The organism is Pectobacterium carotovorum (assembly GCF_900129615.1).
Lineage (GTDB): Bacteria > Pseudomonadota > Gammaproteobacteria > Enterobacterales > Enterobacteriaceae > Pectobacterium > Pectobacterium carotovorum.
Map to the genome: position 1 here is coordinate 79,663 of NZ_FQWI01000005.1, position 17,954 is coordinate 97,616.

The 17,954-nt window shown below is 52.1% G+C and carries 13 protein-coding genes; 10 read left to right on the forward strand and 3 right to left on the reverse strand.

What is annotated here, in order from left to right:
• Positions 1–328 precede the first annotated feature (328 nt).
• A complete protein-coding gene (locus tag BUB06_RS11725; protein ID WP_039471173.1) occupies positions 329–2,782 on the forward strand; it encodes a DUF3772 domain-containing protein in 2,454 nt (817 codons plus the stop codon).
• 80 nt (positions 2,783–2,862) lie between these two features.
• Here the strand turns inward: BUB06_RS11725 and BUB06_RS11730 are convergent, their stop codons facing one another.
• Both BUB06_RS11730 and dgcA read right to left on the reverse strand, forming a co-directional pair.
• Positions 2,863–3,723: a D-amino-acid transaminase gene (locus BUB06_RS11730; protein ID WP_039471174.1), complete on the reverse strand. Its 861-nt coding sequence runs from the start codon at positions 3,721–3,723 to the stop codon at positions 2,863–2,865.
• Between the two features lie 42 nt (positions 3,724–3,765).
• Positions 3,766–4,746: an N-acetyl-D-Glu racemase DgcA gene (dgcA, locus tag BUB06_RS11735; protein WP_039471176.1), complete on the reverse strand. Its 981-nt coding sequence runs from the start codon at positions 4,744–4,746 to the stop codon at positions 3,766–3,768.
• A 400-nt stretch (positions 4,747–5,146) separates the two neighbouring features.
• On the opposite strand from dgcA, the gene alaC reads away from it, so the two are divergent.
• The gene (alaC, locus tag BUB06_RS11740; RefSeq protein WP_039471178.1) at positions 5,147–6,388 is read left to right on the forward strand and encodes an alanine transaminase; all 1,242 of its coding nucleotides are present in this window, start codon (positions 5,147–5,149) and stop codon (positions 6,386–6,388) included.
• Between the two features lie 121 nt (positions 6,389–6,509).
• A complete protein-coding gene (gspS, locus tag BUB06_RS11745; RefSeq protein WP_039471180.1) occupies positions 6,510–6,923 on the forward strand; it encodes a type II secretion system pilot lipoprotein GspS in 414 nt (137 codons plus the stop codon).
• Here the strand turns inward: gspS and gspB are convergent.
• A complete protein-coding gene (gspB, locus tag BUB06_RS11750; protein WP_039471181.1) occupies positions 6,920–7,489 on the reverse strand; it encodes a type II secretion system assembly factor GspB in 570 nt (189 codons plus the stop codon). The two genes, gspS and gspB, sit on opposite strands and share 4 nt — an antisense overlap.
• 528 nt (positions 7,490–8,017) lie before the next feature.
• Between gspB and BUB06_RS11755 the strand changes: the two genes are divergently transcribed.
• The 7 genes from BUB06_RS11755 (at position 8,018) to gspG (ending at position 17,871) form a co-directional block, all read left to right on the forward strand.
• Positions 8,018–9,586: a pectate lyase family protein gene (locus tag BUB06_RS11755; RefSeq protein WP_039471183.1), complete on the forward strand. Its 1,569-nt coding sequence runs from the start codon at positions 8,018–8,020 to the stop codon at positions 9,584–9,586.
• 126 nt (positions 9,587–9,712) lie between these two features.
• Positions 9,713–11,692, forward strand: coding sequence for a glycosyl hydrolase family 28 protein (locus BUB06_RS11760; RefSeq protein WP_039471185.1), 1,980 nt, complete (start codon positions 9,713–9,715; stop codon positions 11,690–11,692).
• A gap of 50 nt (positions 11,693–11,742) precedes the next feature.
• Entirely contained in the window at positions 11,743–12,606 is an 864-nt protein-coding gene (gene gspC, locus BUB06_RS11765) for a type II secretion system protein GspC (protein ID WP_039471186.1), read from the forward strand.
• An 88-nt stretch (positions 12,607–12,694) separates the two neighbouring features.
• The gene (gspD, locus tag BUB06_RS11770) at positions 12,695–14,647 is read left to right on the forward strand and encodes a type II secretion system secretin GspD (protein ID WP_161530415.1); all 1,953 of its coding nucleotides are present in this window, start codon (positions 12,695–12,697) and stop codon (positions 14,645–14,647) included.
• Entirely contained in the window at positions 14,644–16,140 is a 1,497-nt protein-coding gene (gspE, locus tag BUB06_RS11775) for a type II secretion system ATPase GspE (protein ID WP_039471190.1), read from the forward strand. Before gspD ends, gspE begins: the two co-directional genes overlap by 4 nt.
• A 1-nt stretch (position 16,141) precedes the next feature.
• Positions 16,142–17,368 carry a type II secretion system inner membrane protein GspF gene (gene gspF / locus BUB06_RS11780; protein WP_010300139.1) on the forward strand — a complete coding sequence of 409 codons (1,227 nt, stop codon included), beginning with the start codon at positions 16,142–16,144 and terminating at the stop codon, positions 17,366–17,368.
• A 32-nt stretch (positions 17,369–17,400) separates the two neighbouring features.
• Positions 17,401–17,871, forward strand: a complete 471-nt coding sequence (gene gspG, locus BUB06_RS11785; protein WP_048329249.1) for a type II secretion system major pseudopilin GspG — start codon at positions 17,401–17,403, stop codon at positions 17,869–17,871.
• The last annotated feature ends 83 nt before the right edge of the window (positions 17,872–17,954 follow it).

Sequence of the window (17,954 nt, forward strand, 5' to 3'; positions counted from 1 at the left end):
CAACGGGTTGGCGCTGGATTTACGCTATACGGTGAATCCCTGTACAACTTTGGTAACTGTCGCTTTCTCTGGTGTGACTTTTTTGCACAATTGCGAGCTTCGTCCACATGAACTACACATAGCAATGAAAATTTCAGTTTTATCTGCTAGATGCTTCCAGTAATTCTTTTCAAGTTATGATCGGGCGTATTCTGCATCCTGCGCTGTTGGTACACTATGCCCGCATTCGTTGGGTTTTGGATGAGTGTGGGCTGCTTTCACGTGTCGGGCTTATCGTCCGGTCATTTGTGGATCCGCTATTTTGTCGAACTTTGGAATCTTTTGATTTATGAACATTCTTTCATCCGCATTCTTGCGCGTTTGTCTGCTGGCGATGTTGCTGCTGCCTGTTGGATATGCATCGGCGGCGAGTGCGGATTCTGATCCTGACCCACAGCCCGCGCAGACCGATGCGCCCGTAAAAATTAATGTTGATGCCGAGTTGATCAAGCTGCAAAAACAGTTAGATAACATCAAGCAGCAGGTTTCAGGCACCAATAACGACAGCAAATTCGGCGCGTTGAATGACACAACGCAGGAACTGGTGAATAGCGCCAACGAGCTTGCTAATGCGGTAGCACCGCAGCGCGCTCAAATTCAGGCTCAGTTGGATGTCTTAGGGCCAGCGCCAGAGTCTGGATCCAGCATTAATGAAACCAGCGAAGTGACGCGTAAGCGAAACAGTCTGAATGCGCAAAAAGCAAAAATGGATGCGCAGATCGAGCAGATTCAGGCCTTACGCACCGGAGCGGCCAATCTGTCCGCGCAAATAGTGACTCTGCGCCGTAATGCGCTGAAAACGCAGCTGGCATTGAATTCCGGTAGTATTCTGGGCGGTCGCTTCTGGGCACCGCTTGTGGCTCCGCAGGCTGAGGATGTACGCCGCCTGAGCACCTTTCAGGATCAATTAAGTGATGCCTTTACGGTGGCCTGGGAGCCAGACTGGCGTTACGGTTCCGCACTCCTGATTTTGATCGCCATGGCTATGAGTTCGGCGGGGCGTCGGTATATGGAGAAATGTCTGGCCTGGGCGGGAATTAACTGGCTGCCGGAAGGGCGTCTGCGGCGGAGCTTTTTAGCCACGGCGTCGGTTATTTCAACCGTGGTCACGATCGGTATTGCGGTAAATCTGATCGACTTTACGTTTACGCGCCACGGTGAGGCTTCAGAACGCGTCGTGTCGTTCCTTGATGCATTGGTGAGACAGGCAATTTTCTGTTCGATGATCGCTGGATTGGGACGTGCGTTTCTTTCGAATCAACGCCCTTCATGGCGTTTGCCTGCGATTGCTAACCCCGTCGCAAAAGCCATGAAGCCGTTTCCCGTGGTTGCCGCTGGCATTATTCTGATCTTCGGTTTTATTGAACAAATCACGGCGACGGTAGGGACATCGGTCGCGGCAACCATTATGGTGAATGGCTTATCTGCACTGTTCCTGGCCTTTACTGCGGGGACGATCACGCTGAAAAGCGATCAGATCCGTCGGCAGATGGTGCACTCAGGGGAACAGCCGGAAGCGCGTTCGACATTATCCGGCATTATTCATCTTGCCGTATTGGCGACGGCGTTTGCTATTTTGGTGTCGCTGGTCATCGGTTATATCTCACTGGCTCGCTTCCTGGCGTTCGAACTGGTGTGGATCGGCATGGTGTTCTCCTGTCTGTATTTGTTCTCAACGTTTATTACCGATATCTGCGAAAGCCTCTTTTCTCCCAACAATGCCTGCGGCAAGCGAATGAAAAATTCGCTTAATCTGGACGATCGGCATTTGGCTCAGGCCACATTGATTCTGTCGGCCGGCGGTAAAGTCCTGTTAATTTTAATGGCAGCCGTCGCCTTACTTAACGGAACGTTTGGTACGACGACCCCTCTGGAACTCGTGCAAAAAGCCGTTGAAATCTGGGGCGGGAAAGGGCTGGAAACGCTGAGCATCGTGCCGGCGCATCTGGTCAATGCTGTTCTCTTTCTGGTGGTGGGGATTTATGTTTTACGTTCCTCAAAACGCTGGCTGGAAGATGAATTTCTTCCTAAAACGACGTTAGAACGCGGAATCCGGGCGTCGCTGGTGACGCTGTTCAGCAACATCGGCTACATCCTGATTATCCTGCTGACGTTGGCGACATTAGGGATTGAATGGAACAAGCTGGCATGGATTGTCAGCGCGCTGTCGGTGGGTATCGGTTTTGGTTTACAGGAGATCGTGAAGAACTTTATCTCTGGCCTGATTTTGTTGACGGAGCGCCCGGTGAAAGTCGGCGACTCGGTCAGTATCAGCGGCGTTGAAGGGGATATCCGGCGGATTAACGTGCGGGCAACAGAAATTCAGCTGGGCGACCGTTCGACGGTGATTGTGCCGAACTCTCAATTCATTTCACAGAATGTACGCAATATTACGATGGGAAATCCGTTTGGGGTCGCTACGCTGGCGCTGACGTTCCCGCTCGATATCGATCCTGAAGAAGTTCGGACGCTTTTGCTGGATGCTTACATCAGCCATGAGGCGATTCTGGAAACACCCGCACCGTCAGTGAAGTTCAGTCAGTTAAACCCAACGGGCATGGTGCTGAGCGTCACGGGCTATGTCAGCAGCCCGAGAATGGTATCGGAAGCGAAGAGCGATCTGCTGTTTGAGATTATCAAGCGGCTACGGGCATCAAATATTCCGCTGGCCGTACCGCAGAAGATGGTGCTGGAAAACTCAGGATTTGCGCTGCCTGACGGCATTTCGGGTGAGGATAAATAATGTGCTCAGCCATCCGTTATCCGGCATTGAACGGGTAACGGATGAACATCGAAGCCGTGCTTACAGGATGTGAAGTGCGGCTATCTTTCCTGTTGTTTAATCATATCGAGATAGATTTCACGCAACCGCTGAGTAATTTTTCCGGGCTTGCCGTCGCCGATCGTTTTTCCATCCAGCATCACGACGGGGAGAACGAGCATGGTGGCTGAACTGACAAAAATCTCTTTGGCGTGATACGCCTCTTCCGGCGTAAAAAAGCGTTCTTCCAGCGCAATGCCATCCTTTTCTGCCAATTTGAGCAGCGACTGACGTGTAATGCCGTGCAGAATAGCGTTGCTCAGTGGGCGGGTCACAACCGTGTTGTCATGCAGGACGATGTAGCAGTTGCAGGAACTGCCTTCGGTAATGAAACCTTCTTCAACAAAGAAAGCGTCGTCGGCCTGGTTGGCATGGGCATACTCTTTTGCCAGGCTGGCGGCGAGCAGGCTGACGGTTTTGATGTCCCGACGCTGCCAGCGAATATCCTCGGTGGTGACAACGTGCAGGCCCGTGGTGGCTTTCGGGTTACCGACCAGCGAACGTGCCTGAGTGAATAAAACCAGCGTGGATTTGACGTCAGCAGAAGGGAAATAGAAATCACGATCGCCAGCATTGCCACGGCTAAGCTGTAAATAGATCGCGCCTTCTTTCAGATCGTTTTTATTGATCAGCTCATCGTGAATCTCTTTGAGTGCCTCAGGTGTGACAGGCAACGTGAGCGATAGCTCGTGGCAGGAGCGTTGCAGGCGAGTGATATGATCGGGAAAATCAACCAGCTTGCCATCGATGACCGCTGTCACTTCATAGACGGCATCGGCAAACAGGAAACCACGGTCAAATACAGATATTTTTGCTTCATTTTCTTCTAAATACTGTCCATCAACATAAACAAGACGTTGCATCACAACACTCCTTAATAGTTGCTCAATGCAGGTTAACGCGCGTTATCCCCACAATAATGCGTTGGGCGGTAATATTTCGCTACCGTTATAGTGCAGCCCGTTAGTGCGATCGCGCTGCAAGAGCAGCGGGCCATCCAAATCGACCACGGCGGCACCTTGTGCCACGACAAATGCGGGTGCCATCGAGAGTGATGTACTCACCATGCAGCCGACCATAATTTTTAAACCTTGCGCCTGTGCGTATTTTCGCAGACGCAGGGCTTCAGTGAGTCCGCCGGTTTTATCCAGCTTGATGTTGATCATGTCATAGCGACCGACCAGAGCGGCCAGCGACTGACTGTCATGACAGGATTCATCGGCACAAACGGGAATCGGACGGGGCAATTCTGCTAGCACATCGTCTTTGCCTGCCGGGAAAGGTTGCTCGATCATTGTTACGCCAAGCGCGGCGAGTTCAGGAACCAGTGCCAGATAGCGCTCGATATCCCACCCTTCGTTGGCGTCCACAATCAGACGTGCTAATGGCGCGCCTTCGCGCACGGCTGCAACTCTGGCCAGATCGTCTGCGTCTGCCAGTTTTAGTTTGAGAAGAGGGCGAGTGGCATGATGTATTGCGGCGTGGCGCATACGGTCTGGTGTATCCAGCGATAGCGTATAGGCCGTCTCCAACGCTGTAGGCGAAGGGAGATCCAAACGCTGCCAAATGCGCTGCTGATGTTGTTTGCACTCCAGATCCCAGAATGCACAATCGAGCGCATTGCGTGCCGCGCCGGCAGGCAGGATGGTTTGCAGCGTCTCCCGATCTAAACCGTTACAAAAGTCGCTGTGCAGTGAGGCAATCTGTTCCATTACGCTGTCGAGGGACTCGCCGTAGCGTGAATAAGGGACACACTCGCCATAGCCTGCCACGTTGCCAGACTGGAGCGCCACCACAACGACATCCGCCTGACGCTTGCTGCCGCGTGAAATGGTAAAGGCGCCTTCTATTGGCCAACTCTCGGTGAAATATCGCATCTCAGTCATAAGCTTACTCTCGGATTAACTATCCTGTGCCTCACTGGCATAAGTGCCTTATTTACAAGGCCTGAGCGGGTCATCAAGTGTAATGCTTCTTTCGGTGCGTATTCTTCATTTTTCGCGATTTTAGCCAGAAATTGATGAGGCTTAATTCTGGGCCGGAAAAATTTATGAGCACGGTATCGACAGGACGAATTATCTGAGATAGCTTGAATAAGCTCATCACACTTCAGGTCGCCTGTACCCTTGTAGTTAACGAAAGCTGTAGTTAACGAAAGCTGTCGTCAACGAAAGCTGTCGTCAACGAAAACGGGTTTACTGCGATTTGAATGATGCTGAGTAGAGTGCCTTTACAGGCACTGCGTCGCTCGGACGGTCCGGGCGCTCACGTTAATCTGAGGATGTTATGGCTGATTCTACTTCTCCGCGCCGTTTTACGCGCATCGATCGTCTTCCCCCGTATGTATTTAATATTACTGCTGAATTAAAAATGGCTGCGCGTCGTCGTGGCGAAGATATTATTGATTTCAGCATGGGTAACCCTGACGGCCCGACACCTCCTCATATCGTGGAAAAACTCTGTACGGTTGCACAACGCGAAGATACTCACGGGTATTCGACATCCCGAGGCATTCCGCGCTTACGTCGTGCGATCTCCCGCTGGTACGCCGATCGCTATGAGGTTGATATCGATCCTGAAAGCGAAGCTATCGTCACGATTGGCTCCAAAGAGGGGCTGGCGCACCTGATGCTGGCAACGTTGGATCATGGCGATACGGTGCTGGTGCCTAACCCCAGTTACCCGATTCACATTTATGGTGCGGTGATTGCCGGGGCGCAGGTGCGTTCTGTGCCGCTGGTAGAAGGCGTTGATTTCTTCAATGAATTAGAACGCGCGATCCGCGAGAGTATTCCGAAGCCGAAAATGATGATTCTCGGTTTTCCGTCGAATCCGACAGCGCAGTGTGTCGAGCTGGATTTCTTTGAACGCGTTGTAGCGTTGGCGAAACAGTACGGCGTGTTAGTGATCCACGATCTGGCTTATGCCGATATCGTGTATGACGGTTGGAAAGCGCCGTCGATCATGCAGGTTCCCGGCGCGAAGGATATCGCGGTAGAGTTCTTCACGCTGTCAAAAAGCTACAACATGGCGGGCTGGCGCATCGGCTTTATGGTCGGCAACCCGGAGCTGGTCAGCGCGCTGGCGCGGATTAAGAGCTACCATGATTACGGCACGTTCACGCCGTTGCAGGTGGCGGCGATTGCTGCGTTGGAAGGCGATCAGCAATGTGTGCGGGATATTGCCGAGCAGTATCGCCAGCGCCGTAACGTGTTGGTGCGTGGTCTGCACGAGGCTGGCTGGATGGTTGATGAACCGAAAGCGTCAATGTACGTCTGGGCGAAAATTCCTGAAGCCTATGCGCATATGGGGTCGCTGGAGTTTGCCAAGCGACTGCTGTCGGAAGCGAAGGTTTGCGTTTCCCCCGGTATTGGCTTTGGCGATTATGGTGATACCCATGTGAGGTTTGCCTTAATTGAGAATCAGGATCGTATTCGGCAGGCGGTGCGCGGTATTAAGGCCATGTTCCGTGCTGACGGTCTCCTACCAACCACCAAATCCTTACCCGGCAAGGGCACGGCTGCCTGATAGTGATTTCCTGATGTCCACGGCTCCCGGTTGTCTGACCGGGAGCACATAAACATGCCGTGACAGCGGCTTATCATTTGCTAGAATGCCTACCGTTAATCTCAATCAGGATGAGTTTGTCATGTCATTATCTCTGTTTAAAATTTCTGCGTTAACGCTGCTTTGCGTCACGCTGGCCGGGTGCCAACAAACAGGAACGTCTGCCCAAAAAGGAACGGTGGCAGGTCAGTCTTCTGCGGTAACGGTTTCTCCTAACGATCAAATGAATCAACTGGCGTCGCTGGTTGCGGCTACCCGCTATCTCAAATCGAAGTGTAATCGCAGCGATCTGCCTGATGATGCGACGATTGCCAATGTCGCGTTGGCTGTAGCGAAACAGCGAGGCTGGAATGTCGCGAGCTATCAGGCTTTACCGCAGCGCAGTGAAAGCCTGTATCAAGGGTTATTGAAAGACAGTACGCCAAAAGAGGCGCAGTGTTCGGAATTTAACCGTACGCTGACGCCGTTTATTGACGCCATTCGCAGCCGGGGCTAAGGCGTAGCGTTTCCACTTTCATCGTCGGCGGAACGTTCATTCTCGTTGAATTTTCCGCCCGGCCAATCTTCCAGTGCTTCCAGAATAAACACTTCACCTTCTACGCTAAAAATGGTCATATCCTGCTGAATTTGCTCTATGGTCAGCCCTTCTATTGGCGAATCCCCTTCGCGGAATTGCAGGCCGTTGAGCGTGATGCTGCGCTTGGTTTCATCCGACGTATAAACATGTGCGCTGTAGGTCAGCGGTGGAATCTCACCGTTGCTGATGGCGGGTAACGACAGTGTGGTCCTTTTCTCTGGGGGAACTGGCGTATCGGTATGGGGCGCTTCTTGATGAGACGTTGCTGTGGGAACGGTTGGCGTTTGCTCTTCTACCATAGGCAAGGTAGCAGCTTGAGCAGCCAAAGCGAGCTCAGGAGAAGCAGGGCTCCCCCAGCGCTGGTGGCTGAACCAGCCGAGAGCGATAAAAAGCAGAGCATAAATAACCATCAGATAACCGGGCATTGGGTATCTGGCAAGCAGCGCTGGCTGTGAGTGTGTCTGTGCGTCCGGTGCGTTATCCACGCGCTCATCCTTCATTTTTAGGGGGTACTTAGTCCGTGTAGCATCACATCATAAACGAAAGTCGGGTGCGTAGGATGGTGCCGTCTGCCTTATTTTGCAAAAAATAGAAAGAGCCAGAAAACTGAATCTCTCGGTTATGTGACAGTTCCTCCATTTTGATTAAAAACTATTACAGTCATAATAATCACAGATGGAATCTTGATGCGGGTCGCAAAAAAAACGTGTGAATTTGCTTTAATGAAACCATGTTTTACCATTGTAGGTATAACGTTTCTTTTTGGTGGTCGATAATCAATCAGCGTGGGGTGGTGCCATCATCATTTAATTAACAGTCCCGAGTGCTAAATGGGCAGTACTATTATGTGGTTTTTTACTACAGAGAGTGCGCTGCTTTTTTATCAATAAGGGACGTGTCAATCTGCCACGACATTAAGAATAAAAGTACTTTTAAAGTATGCGATTAATATCGCAGGGTTTTGTGCGGATTTATTTTGTTATTTTAATAATTAAAAAATACTGAGGGATAAAATGTTTAGAGCGGTTATTGGGACTGGTCGTTTACGCACCTGTGCGGTAGCTATTGCCCTTTCCGGGATCGTGCTTTCTGGGTGTGATAATAGTCAGCAGCCCGTGGAAGAAGCGGTTCCGCCAGATTTACAGGTGAAAACGGCACCGTTTGGTTGGGCTGCGCAATATCATAATACGGATGGTAAATTTTATGCGACGACGGGGGGCGAGGGTGCGCATGAAAATAGCATTTATGTCGTCACCAGCCGTCAGGAATTAAAAGATGCATTAAATAATATCCGCAGCCCCCGTTATATCGCCGGTGATGCTGATGCGGAATTGAAGGCGAAGTTAGAGCCCAAAATTATCTACTGGCAAGGCACGGTTCGCGGCGATGATTTAGGTAATGGACGCTATGCGGATGCTGAGTATTATAAAACCAAGCCGAATAAAACGACGTTTGATTTTGATTTATATGTCAAAGCGTTCGATCAGGATTACATGGCGCAGTTGAAAGCGACGGCGGATGCTGGCGGCAGCGATGCGGCGGCGGCTAGCGCTGAACTTAGCCTGCTTAAAAAGCAAAATGGTCAACGCTCGCAGTATGCCAACAACCAGAAGGCGCAGATTCAATTTCAGGTACCGCCAAATACCACGATTTTAGGCGTGGGTAGCGAAGCAAAACTGGTGGAAGGTTATTTATCCCTCAATACCCTGAGCCACACGTTCGGCAAAACGGATAACAGCAATATCATTATCCGTAATATTACGTTTCAGGCACCGCGTGACTTTGCTCCGGCTTGGGATGCGGGCGACGGAGATAAAGGGAACTGGAATGCGCGTTATGATTCCGTGTCGATTAACGCCAGCAAAAATGTCTGGGTCGATCACTGTACCTTTACGGATGGTGAACATCCTGACTATCAGGAACCGGTGCTATTTGGCAAGCATATCCAACGCCACGACGGCTTGCTGGATATCGAAGACGGTGCCGACTACCTGACGATTTCCTACAACATTTTTGCCGAGCATGACAAAACGGTATTAATTGGCTCCGGCGATGGTGATAAAGGGGAATACCGAATCACCTTTGAAGGCAATTTATGGGACAACAGCGTGCAGCGTTCACCGCGTGTACGCTTTGGCCAGGTGCATTTGCTCAATAACTACCATCGCGGGGCAACGGATACGAATTACCCCATTCTCTATGCCATTGGGATGGGCTTCGATTCATCCATTCTTTCCGAAAGTAACGTGTTTAATTTCCAGGGCGGCGGTGCGGATGAAAAGCTGATCATCGGTGCCTACAAGGGAAGTAAATTTAAAGACAACGGCTCCTGGTTCAATGGCAATCCGGCAAGCAATTTGAATCAAATCGCAGTAGACAAATGCAGTGTATTGCAAGAAGCCGAGAAGGCCGCCGCCACGACTTCTGGGAAAGCCGCTCCGGCATGGGCGCTGGAAACCTGCACCAATGAATTGGAATGGAGTCCGCCTTATGCCTATAGCGCTGGGAAATCCATCGCCGCCGTTGAGAAATACGTTCTGGACAATGCTGGTGCGGGGAAATTGGATATTTCTCTGCCGTAGAACGTCTGTTCCAACGCATTATTTTTATCTGTAAGCCCTCTGCCGATAAGTTTCGCTCTGTGGCAACGATCCTGCCGCAGGGCGAAATACATCGGACAAAATAATAGTAAAAATACAGGAAATGCTATGACTGACTTTTTACCTCGTACCCGTCTTACGCTCTGCGCGACATTAGTTCTGAGCGGCCTGATTGCCGGATGCAGCGATAGCGACTCAACGCCGGATGTCGGTATTGATCGTTCCGCCGCGCCACAAAATCTTAAAGTGCCGACGTTGGCTTATGATGACAGCAGCGTGGTACTGGCCTGGGAAAAACCGACCAAACCTGCCGCTGGCATTAAGGATTACCGTGTCTACATGAATGGAACCTTGCTGGGCGGAACTATTGATAACCAGAACACCCATTCGCCGGCCAAGCCGTATATCGATAACTTCTACAATTCGATCGATACCGATAACTGGCATGTCCGCGTCAGCTTCCATAATTTCAAAGTGGCTAATCTGTCACCGGAAACGGAATACCGTTTCACGGTGCGTGCGCTTTATGACGATGGCAAAGAATCCGTTGATAGTGAAACCGTCGTGCAGAAAACGACGGCGACGCCAGCTTCATTGAATGTGACCAACTATGGTGCGAAAGGGGATGGTGTAACCAACGACACGGTGGCGATTCAGAAGGCGATTGATGACTGTACGCCAGCCGCGTATCCGAAAGGATGTAAGGTCGTGGTTGAGGGGGGAACGTTTAAAACTGGCGCGCTGTTCCTGCACAGTGATATGACGTTTGAAGTCGCGAAAGGTGCCATATTGCTGGGATCGGCAAACGGTGACGATTACCCGCTCGCCCGCGGCTACTATCTCTACCCTTACAGTTCACCTAAATTGCCGAAGCGCCCACCTTCGCTGATTAACGTACTGGAAGCGGACGATCAGGGCAGCAGCCATGCAGGCACCTTTAAAAATATTCGTATCGTCGGGCAGGGCACCATTGATGGCAACGGCTGGACGCGTGGCATTAAAGCCAGCGATACAAACATTACTGAAATTGATGAATTAAAGAATGAATTGCCGCTCTACCGTGCGAGCAAAGCCGCCAATGTTGGTAGTGACGGTATTCTGGCAAAAGACCAAACGGCAAAAGCCGTTGCTGAAGGAATGTTACTGGATGAGGCGTACAAAAACCGGCGCTCCAGCCTGATGACGCTGCGCGGCGTGAGCAACATGTATCTGGAAGGGCTGACGATTCTGAACCCGGCTTTCCACGGTGTGATGGTGCTTGAATCCGAAAATGTGGCGATGAATGCGCTGGTACACACGACGTACGATGCCAATAATGCGGATGGTATTGAATTCGGCAACAGCCAGAACGTCATGGTATTCAATAACTTTTTTGACACAGGTGATGACAGTGTAAACTTTGCCGCGGGATACGGTGCCGAAGTCGCCACGCTGGGGCAAAAAGCGCAGAGTGGTGCCTGGATCTTCAATAACTACTTCCGCCGTGGGCATGGTGCGGTGGTCACGGGTAGCCATACCGGTGCCTGGATTGAAAAAATTGTTGCTGAAGATAACGTAATGAATAAGACGGATGTTGGCCTGCGCATGAAGAGCCGACCCTATTATGGTGGTGGCTCGCGTGACGTGGTATTCCGTAATAACGCGATGCGTGATATTGTCAACGAGCCGTTTGTGTTCACGATTAAATATAAAGCGGACGTGAACGATACCCAGCCTGCCGCTGAGCCTGCACAGTTCCGTGATGTGACCGTTTCCAACGTCACGGTTGATGGTACAGCGAAGAAAAACAGTATCATGGTCGATGGGATGACTGTGGCTGAAATGGCTGATGCGTATAAGTTCTCTTTTGGACGTGATGCCTATCACCAAGGCTTGCATTTTGAGAATGTAAAATTCAAAAATGTAAAAGCGACGGACATTACGTTCCTGAAGAACAGTGAATTTAAAAATGTCATTTTTGAGAATGTACCGGGAGCCTGGAATTTCGGTCATATTGAAAATATCAGGCTCGAAGACCGTGTAAATAAGGATGCCGCGCTGACGACCAGCGGTGATGAAACCATCACCCGGGAAGCCGCAACGGAATAAGGCATTTTCCCCACGCCAATCGGCGTGGGGAGTATTATGGATGATTATCTATGGCACGATTGCAAGCTTTCAAAGATCCGTCTTTTCATTCGTTGGTTGCCACTTTTCGGTCACTGCCAGCTCCGCTGATCCGCCGTATTGTGTTGGGGCTGATTTTGCTGCTGATTTGTCAGCAGTTGGCCGTATTGACCTGGCGCTTTCTCCTACCTGAAGACTCACGCATTGTTGGCGTGTCGGTCACGCCTGCTCAGGCGAAAGAAAAGCCCTCAACGCCGGGTGATTTTACCTTATTCGGCCATGCCCCCGATGCAGATGCGTCTGCGGTTAACGACGCCGCATTATCCGGCGATATTCCGCTAACCTCGTTAAATATCAGCCTGACTGGGGTGTTGGCGAGTGGAGACGCCAAGCGTTCGATTGCCATTATCGCTAAAGATAGTCAGCAATACAGTCGCAACGTCGGCGATGCCATTCCGGGCTATGAAGCCAAAATTGTGACTATCTCTGCCGATCGTGTCGTGCTCCAGTATCAGGGGCGCTATGAGGCGCTGCATTTGTATCAGGAAGAAGAAGCGACTGGCGCGCCGTCGTCGTCTGGCGCATTTAATCAGGTGAAAGATGAGATACAAAAAGATCCCTTCTCGGCGCAGGACTACCTGACCATTTCTCCCGTCACGGAAGAAGAAGTCCTGAAAGGATATCAGTTAAACCCCGGCAAAAATCCCGATCTTTTCTACCGCGCAGGCTTGCAGGATAACGATCTCGCCGTGTCATTAAATGGCATGGATTTACGTGATGCGGATCAGGCACAGCAGGCGATGGCGCAACTGGCAGGGATGAGCAAATTTAATTTGACCGTCGAGCGTGATGGTCAACAGCAGGATATATATCTGGCACTGGATGGAGACCACTAATTTGTTTAGCAAGGGACAGGGATTTTTTAAGCGTCAGGTTTTTTCGAAGAATAAAAACCAATGGCTTGGTCAGGTACGCCGCAAGAGCATGCTATTGCTCAGCGGGAGTGTTCTGCTGATGGCGTCATCATTGGCGTGGAGTGCCGAATTCTCCGCCAGTTTTAAAGGCACCGATATTCAGGAGTTTATTAATACCGTCAGTAAGAATCTAAATAAGACGGTCATTATCGATCCGTCGGTCAGCGGAACGATTACCGTACGCAGCTATGACATGATGAATGAAGAACAGTATTACCAGTTCTTCCTGAGCGTGCTGGATGTCTATGGGTTCACCGTGATTCCGATGGATAACAACGTCCTGAAAATTATTCGCTCGAAGGATGCGAAATCGACGTCTATGCCGCTGGCGACTGATGAACAGCCGGGCATTGGTGATGAGGTGGTGACGCGCGTCGTGCCCGTCAACAACGTTGCGGCCCGCGATTTGGCACCGCTGCTGCGCCAGTTGAACGACAACGCCGGTGCCGGGAGCGTGGTGCATTACGAACCATCGAACGTGCTGCTGATGACCGGCCGCGCGGGGGTGATCCAGCGGCTGATGACGATTGTCGAACGGGTTGATCAGACGGGCGATCGGAATGTGACCAGCATACCGCTGTCTTACGCTTCCTCAACGGAAGTGGTGAAGATGGTGAATGAGCTGAACAAGATGGATGAGAAATCCGCCTTGCCCGGCATGTTGACCGCCAACGTGGTGGCTGACGAACGAACCAACTCGGTGCTGGTGCGCGGTGAGCCGAATTCACGCCAGCGCGTGATTGATATGATCAAGCAGCTCGATCGCCAGCAGGCGGTACAGGGCAACACCAAAGTTATCTACCTCAAATATGCCAAGGCTGCCGATCTGGTCGAAGTGCTCACCGGCGTCGGGGACAGTATCCAAACCGATCAGCAAAATGCGCTGCCTGCGCTGCGTAAAGACATTTCGATTAAGGCGCACGAACAAACTAACTCCCTGATTGTGAATGCCGCACCGGACATCATGCGCGATCTGGAACAGGTGATCTCACAGCTGGATATCCGCCGTCCGCAGGTGTTGGTCGAAGCGATTATTGCGGAAGTGCAAGATGCCGATGGGATGAACCTCGGCGTGCAGTGGGCCAATAAAAATGCGGGGGTAACGCAGTTCACGAATACCGGGTTACCGATCACGACCATGATGGCGGGAGCGGACCAGTATCGGCGTGATGGAACGCTTGGCACGGCAGCGACAAGTGCACTTGGCAGCTTCAACGGCATTGCCGCGGGCTTCTATCAGGGCAACTGGGGCATGCTGATGACGGCGCTGTCCAGCAACAGCAAGAACGATATTCTGGCGACGCCCAGCATTGTGACGCTGGACAATATGGAAGCGACGTTTAATGTCGGTCAGGAAGTGCCCGTATTGGCGGGTTCACAGACGACATCCGGTGACAACGTTTTCCAAACGGTAGAGCGTAAAACGGTCGGTATCAAGCTGAAGGTGAAGCCGCAAATCAACGAAGGTGACTCCGTTTTGCTGGAAATCGAGCAGGAAGTCTCCAGCGTGGCAGATGCGGCCTCCAGCAGCAGTACCAATCTAGGGGCAACCTTCAATACGCGTACCGTTAATAACGCGGTGCTGGTCAGCAGCGGCGAAACCGTGGTGGTAGGCGGCTTGCTGGATAAAAGTACGAATGAGTCTGCAAGTAAGGTGCCATTTTTAGGGGATATTCCCGTTCTGGGATACTTATTCCGTTCCAACAGTCAGGAAACGAAAAAACGTAACCTGATGCTGTTTATCCGTCCTTCCATTATTCGCGATCGCAGCCAATTCCAGAGCGCCTCTGCCAGTAAGTATCACTCGTTCAGTGCTGAAGAAAATAAACAGCGAAACGTGAGTAATGGTGAGGGAGGGCTTCTGGATAACGATTTGCTGCGTCTGCCGGAAGGTGGGAATGCTTATACGTTCCGTCAGGTTCAGTCCTCCATTGTGGCGTTCTATCCGGCGGGCGGGAAATGAGTGACGTTGCCTCCCAGATTATAGAATTACGCCCCATACTGCCTTTTGCCTATGCGCGATCGCAGCAAATTCTGCTGTTGCAGAGGGAAAATGACGCGAGCCTGCAGACAATTTGCGTCGCGCAAACGCCGCTAGCCGCTTTGCTGGAAGCGCGCCGGATTGCGGGCTGTTCGCTCAAGATTGAGCGCGTTACGGATGAGGAATTTGAGCGGCAATTAGTCATTAGCTATCAGCGCGACTCGGAAGAAGCGCGCCGTATGATGGAGGACATCGGTAATGAGATGGACTTCTATACGCTGGTGGAAGAACTGCCAGATAGCGATGACTTGCTTGATGCCGATGACGACGCGCCGATTATCCGCCTCATCAACGCCATGTTGACCGAAGCGATTAAGAATAAAGCGTCGGATATTCATATCGAAACGTATGAGCGCTATTTGCTGATCCGCTTCCGCGTTGACGGCGTATTGCGTGAGATTTTGCGTCCACAGCGTAAGCTGGCTTCGCTGCTGGTGTCGCGTATCAAGGTGATGGCAAAGCTGGATATTGCCGAAAAGCGTGTCCCGCAGGATGGACGTATGGCGCTGCGAGTAGGGGGGCGGGCGATTGATGTCCGTGTCTCCACGCTGCCGTCGAACTACGGCGAGCGCGTCGTGCTGCGTTTGCTGGATAAAAACAGCGTTAAGCTCGATCTTGAGCTGCTGGGGATGTCGGAACGCAATCGACAACTGCTGGACAGCCTGATCCATCGTCCTCATGGCATTATTCTGGTCACCGGCCCGACAGGCTCGGGGAAAAGTACCACGCTTTACGCTGCGCTCAGTCGCCTGAATGCTTCGGAACGTAACATCATGACGGTGGAAGATCCCATCGAGTATGAACTGGAAGGCATCGGGCAAACGCAGGTCAACACCAAGGTCGATATGACGTTTGCCCGCGGGCTGCGTGCCATTCTGCGTCAGGATCCGGACGTCGTGCTGGTGGGGGAAATTCGTGATGGTGAAACGGCGCAGATTGCTGTGCAGGCCTCGCTGACCGGTCACCTCGTGTTATCCACTCTGCATACCAATAGTGCGCTGGGCGCGCTGTCTCGTTTACAGGATATGGGCGTCGAGCCTTTCCTGCTGTCAACCTCTCTACTGGGCGTACTCGCGCAGCGTCTGGTCAGGACGCTGTGTTCTGACTGTAGCCAACCGCAGCCGGTCGATCCGGTTCAGGCTGAACAGATGGGGATCGCGCCCGGTACGCTACTGCATAATCCCGTTGGCTGTCCGCAGTGTAGCTTTACCGGCTACCGGGGACGTATCGGCATTCATGAGCTGGTGCTGATTAATGACGACGTCCGCGCCGCGATCCACCGCAGTGACGGTGAAATGGCGATTGCGCAGATTCTGGGGGGGAGTCGAACCACCATTCGTCAGGACGGGTTGAATAAGGTACTGGCGGGGCTCACGACCTGGGAAGAAGTGATCCGCGTAACCAAAGAGGAATGATATGGCACAGTACCACTATCAGGCGCTGGATGCGCAGGGGAAAAAATGCCGTGGCACTCAGGAGGCCGACTCTGCCAGACAGGCGCGTCAGCTATTGCGGGAGCGCGGGCTGGTGCCGCTGTCGGTTGATGAAAACCGAGGCGATCAGCAGAAATCCGGTTCTACAGGACTCTCTCTGCGCCGCAAAATTCGGCTCAGCACCTCAGATTTGGCGCTATTGACTCGCCAGTTGGCTACGCTGGTGGCGGCGTCGTTGCCGCTGGAAGAAGCGCTCGATGCGGTGGCAAAACAGAGCGAAAAGCCACATCTGAGCCAGTTGATGGCGGCGGTACGCAGCAAGGTCATGGAGGGGCACTCGCTGGCCGATGCCATGAAATGCTTCCCCGGCAGCTTTGAACGGCTGTACTGCGCGATGGTTGCCGCAGGCGAGACATCCGGTCACCTTGATGCCGTGTTGAACCGGTTAGCCGACTACACCGAGCAGCGCCAGCAGATGCGCAGCCGCATCCAGCAGGCGATGATCTACCCGTGCGTGCTAACCGTGGTCGCGATTGCCGTGGTCAGCATTTTGCTGTCCGTCGTGGTGCCGAAAGTTGTTGAGCAATTTATTCATATGAAGCAGGCGTTGCCGCTTTCAACCCGCGTATTGATGGGGATGAGTGATGCCGTGCGCACGTTTGGACCGTGGATGTTGCTGGCATTGCTGGCGGGATTTATGGCGTTCCGCGTGATGCTGCGGCAGGAAAAGCGACGCGTCAGTTTTCATCGACGCTTGCTGCATTTACCGTTGATCGGCCGCATAGCGCGTGGCTTAAATACGGCACGTTACGCGCGGACGCTCAGTATTCTTAACGCCAGTGCGGTGCCGCTGTTACAGGCGATGCGCATTAGCGGCGATGTCATGAGTAATGACTATGCCCGCCATCGGCTCTCTCTGGCGACGGATGCGGTACGAGAGGGCGTCAGCCTGCACAAAGCGCTGGAACAGACGGCGCTCTTCCCCCCAATGATGCGCCATATGATCGCCAGCGGTGAACGCAGCGGCGAGCTGGACAGCATGCTGGAACGGGCGGCGGATAATCAGGATCGGGAATTCAGTTCGCAGATGACGCTGGCACTGGGGCTATTTGAGCCTCTGCTGGTGGTTAGCATGGCGGCGGTGGTGTTGTTTATCGTACTCGCGATTTTACAACCGATTCTGCAACTGAATACGTTAATGAGTTCGTAAGAGAACCAACAATTGAATGAGGAAAAGTAAGGATGCAACAGTCTCAGCGTGGTTGTGGACAAAATAGTTATGGTCAGAGCGGTTATCGTCAGCGTGGTTTTACCCTGTTGGAGATTATGGTGGTCATCGTCATTCTCGGCGTACTGGCGAGTCTGGTGGTGCCCAATCTGATGGGGAATAAGGAAAAGGCGGATCGGCAAAAAGCCGTCAGCGATATTGTTTCTCTGGAAAGCGCACTCGACATGTACAAGCTGGATAACAACCGCTATCCGTCCACAGAGCAGGGGCTGAAGGCGCTGGTAACGAAGCCGACGGTACAGCCGGAACCACGTAACTATCCAGCCGATGGCTATATTCGCCGCCTTCCGCAGGATCCGTGGGGTACGGACTATCAACTTCTGAACCCTGGCCAGCACGGCAAACTGGATATCTTCTCTCTGGGGCCAGATGGCATGCCGGGGACGGAAGATGACATCGGCAACTGGAATCTTGATAAAAAATAAAGACGTCGGTCTTTGTTGCAGATTGTTGACAAACCTATTTATTGAACGAGAACGGGAGTAACGGAATAGAAGAGTAAAGCGTT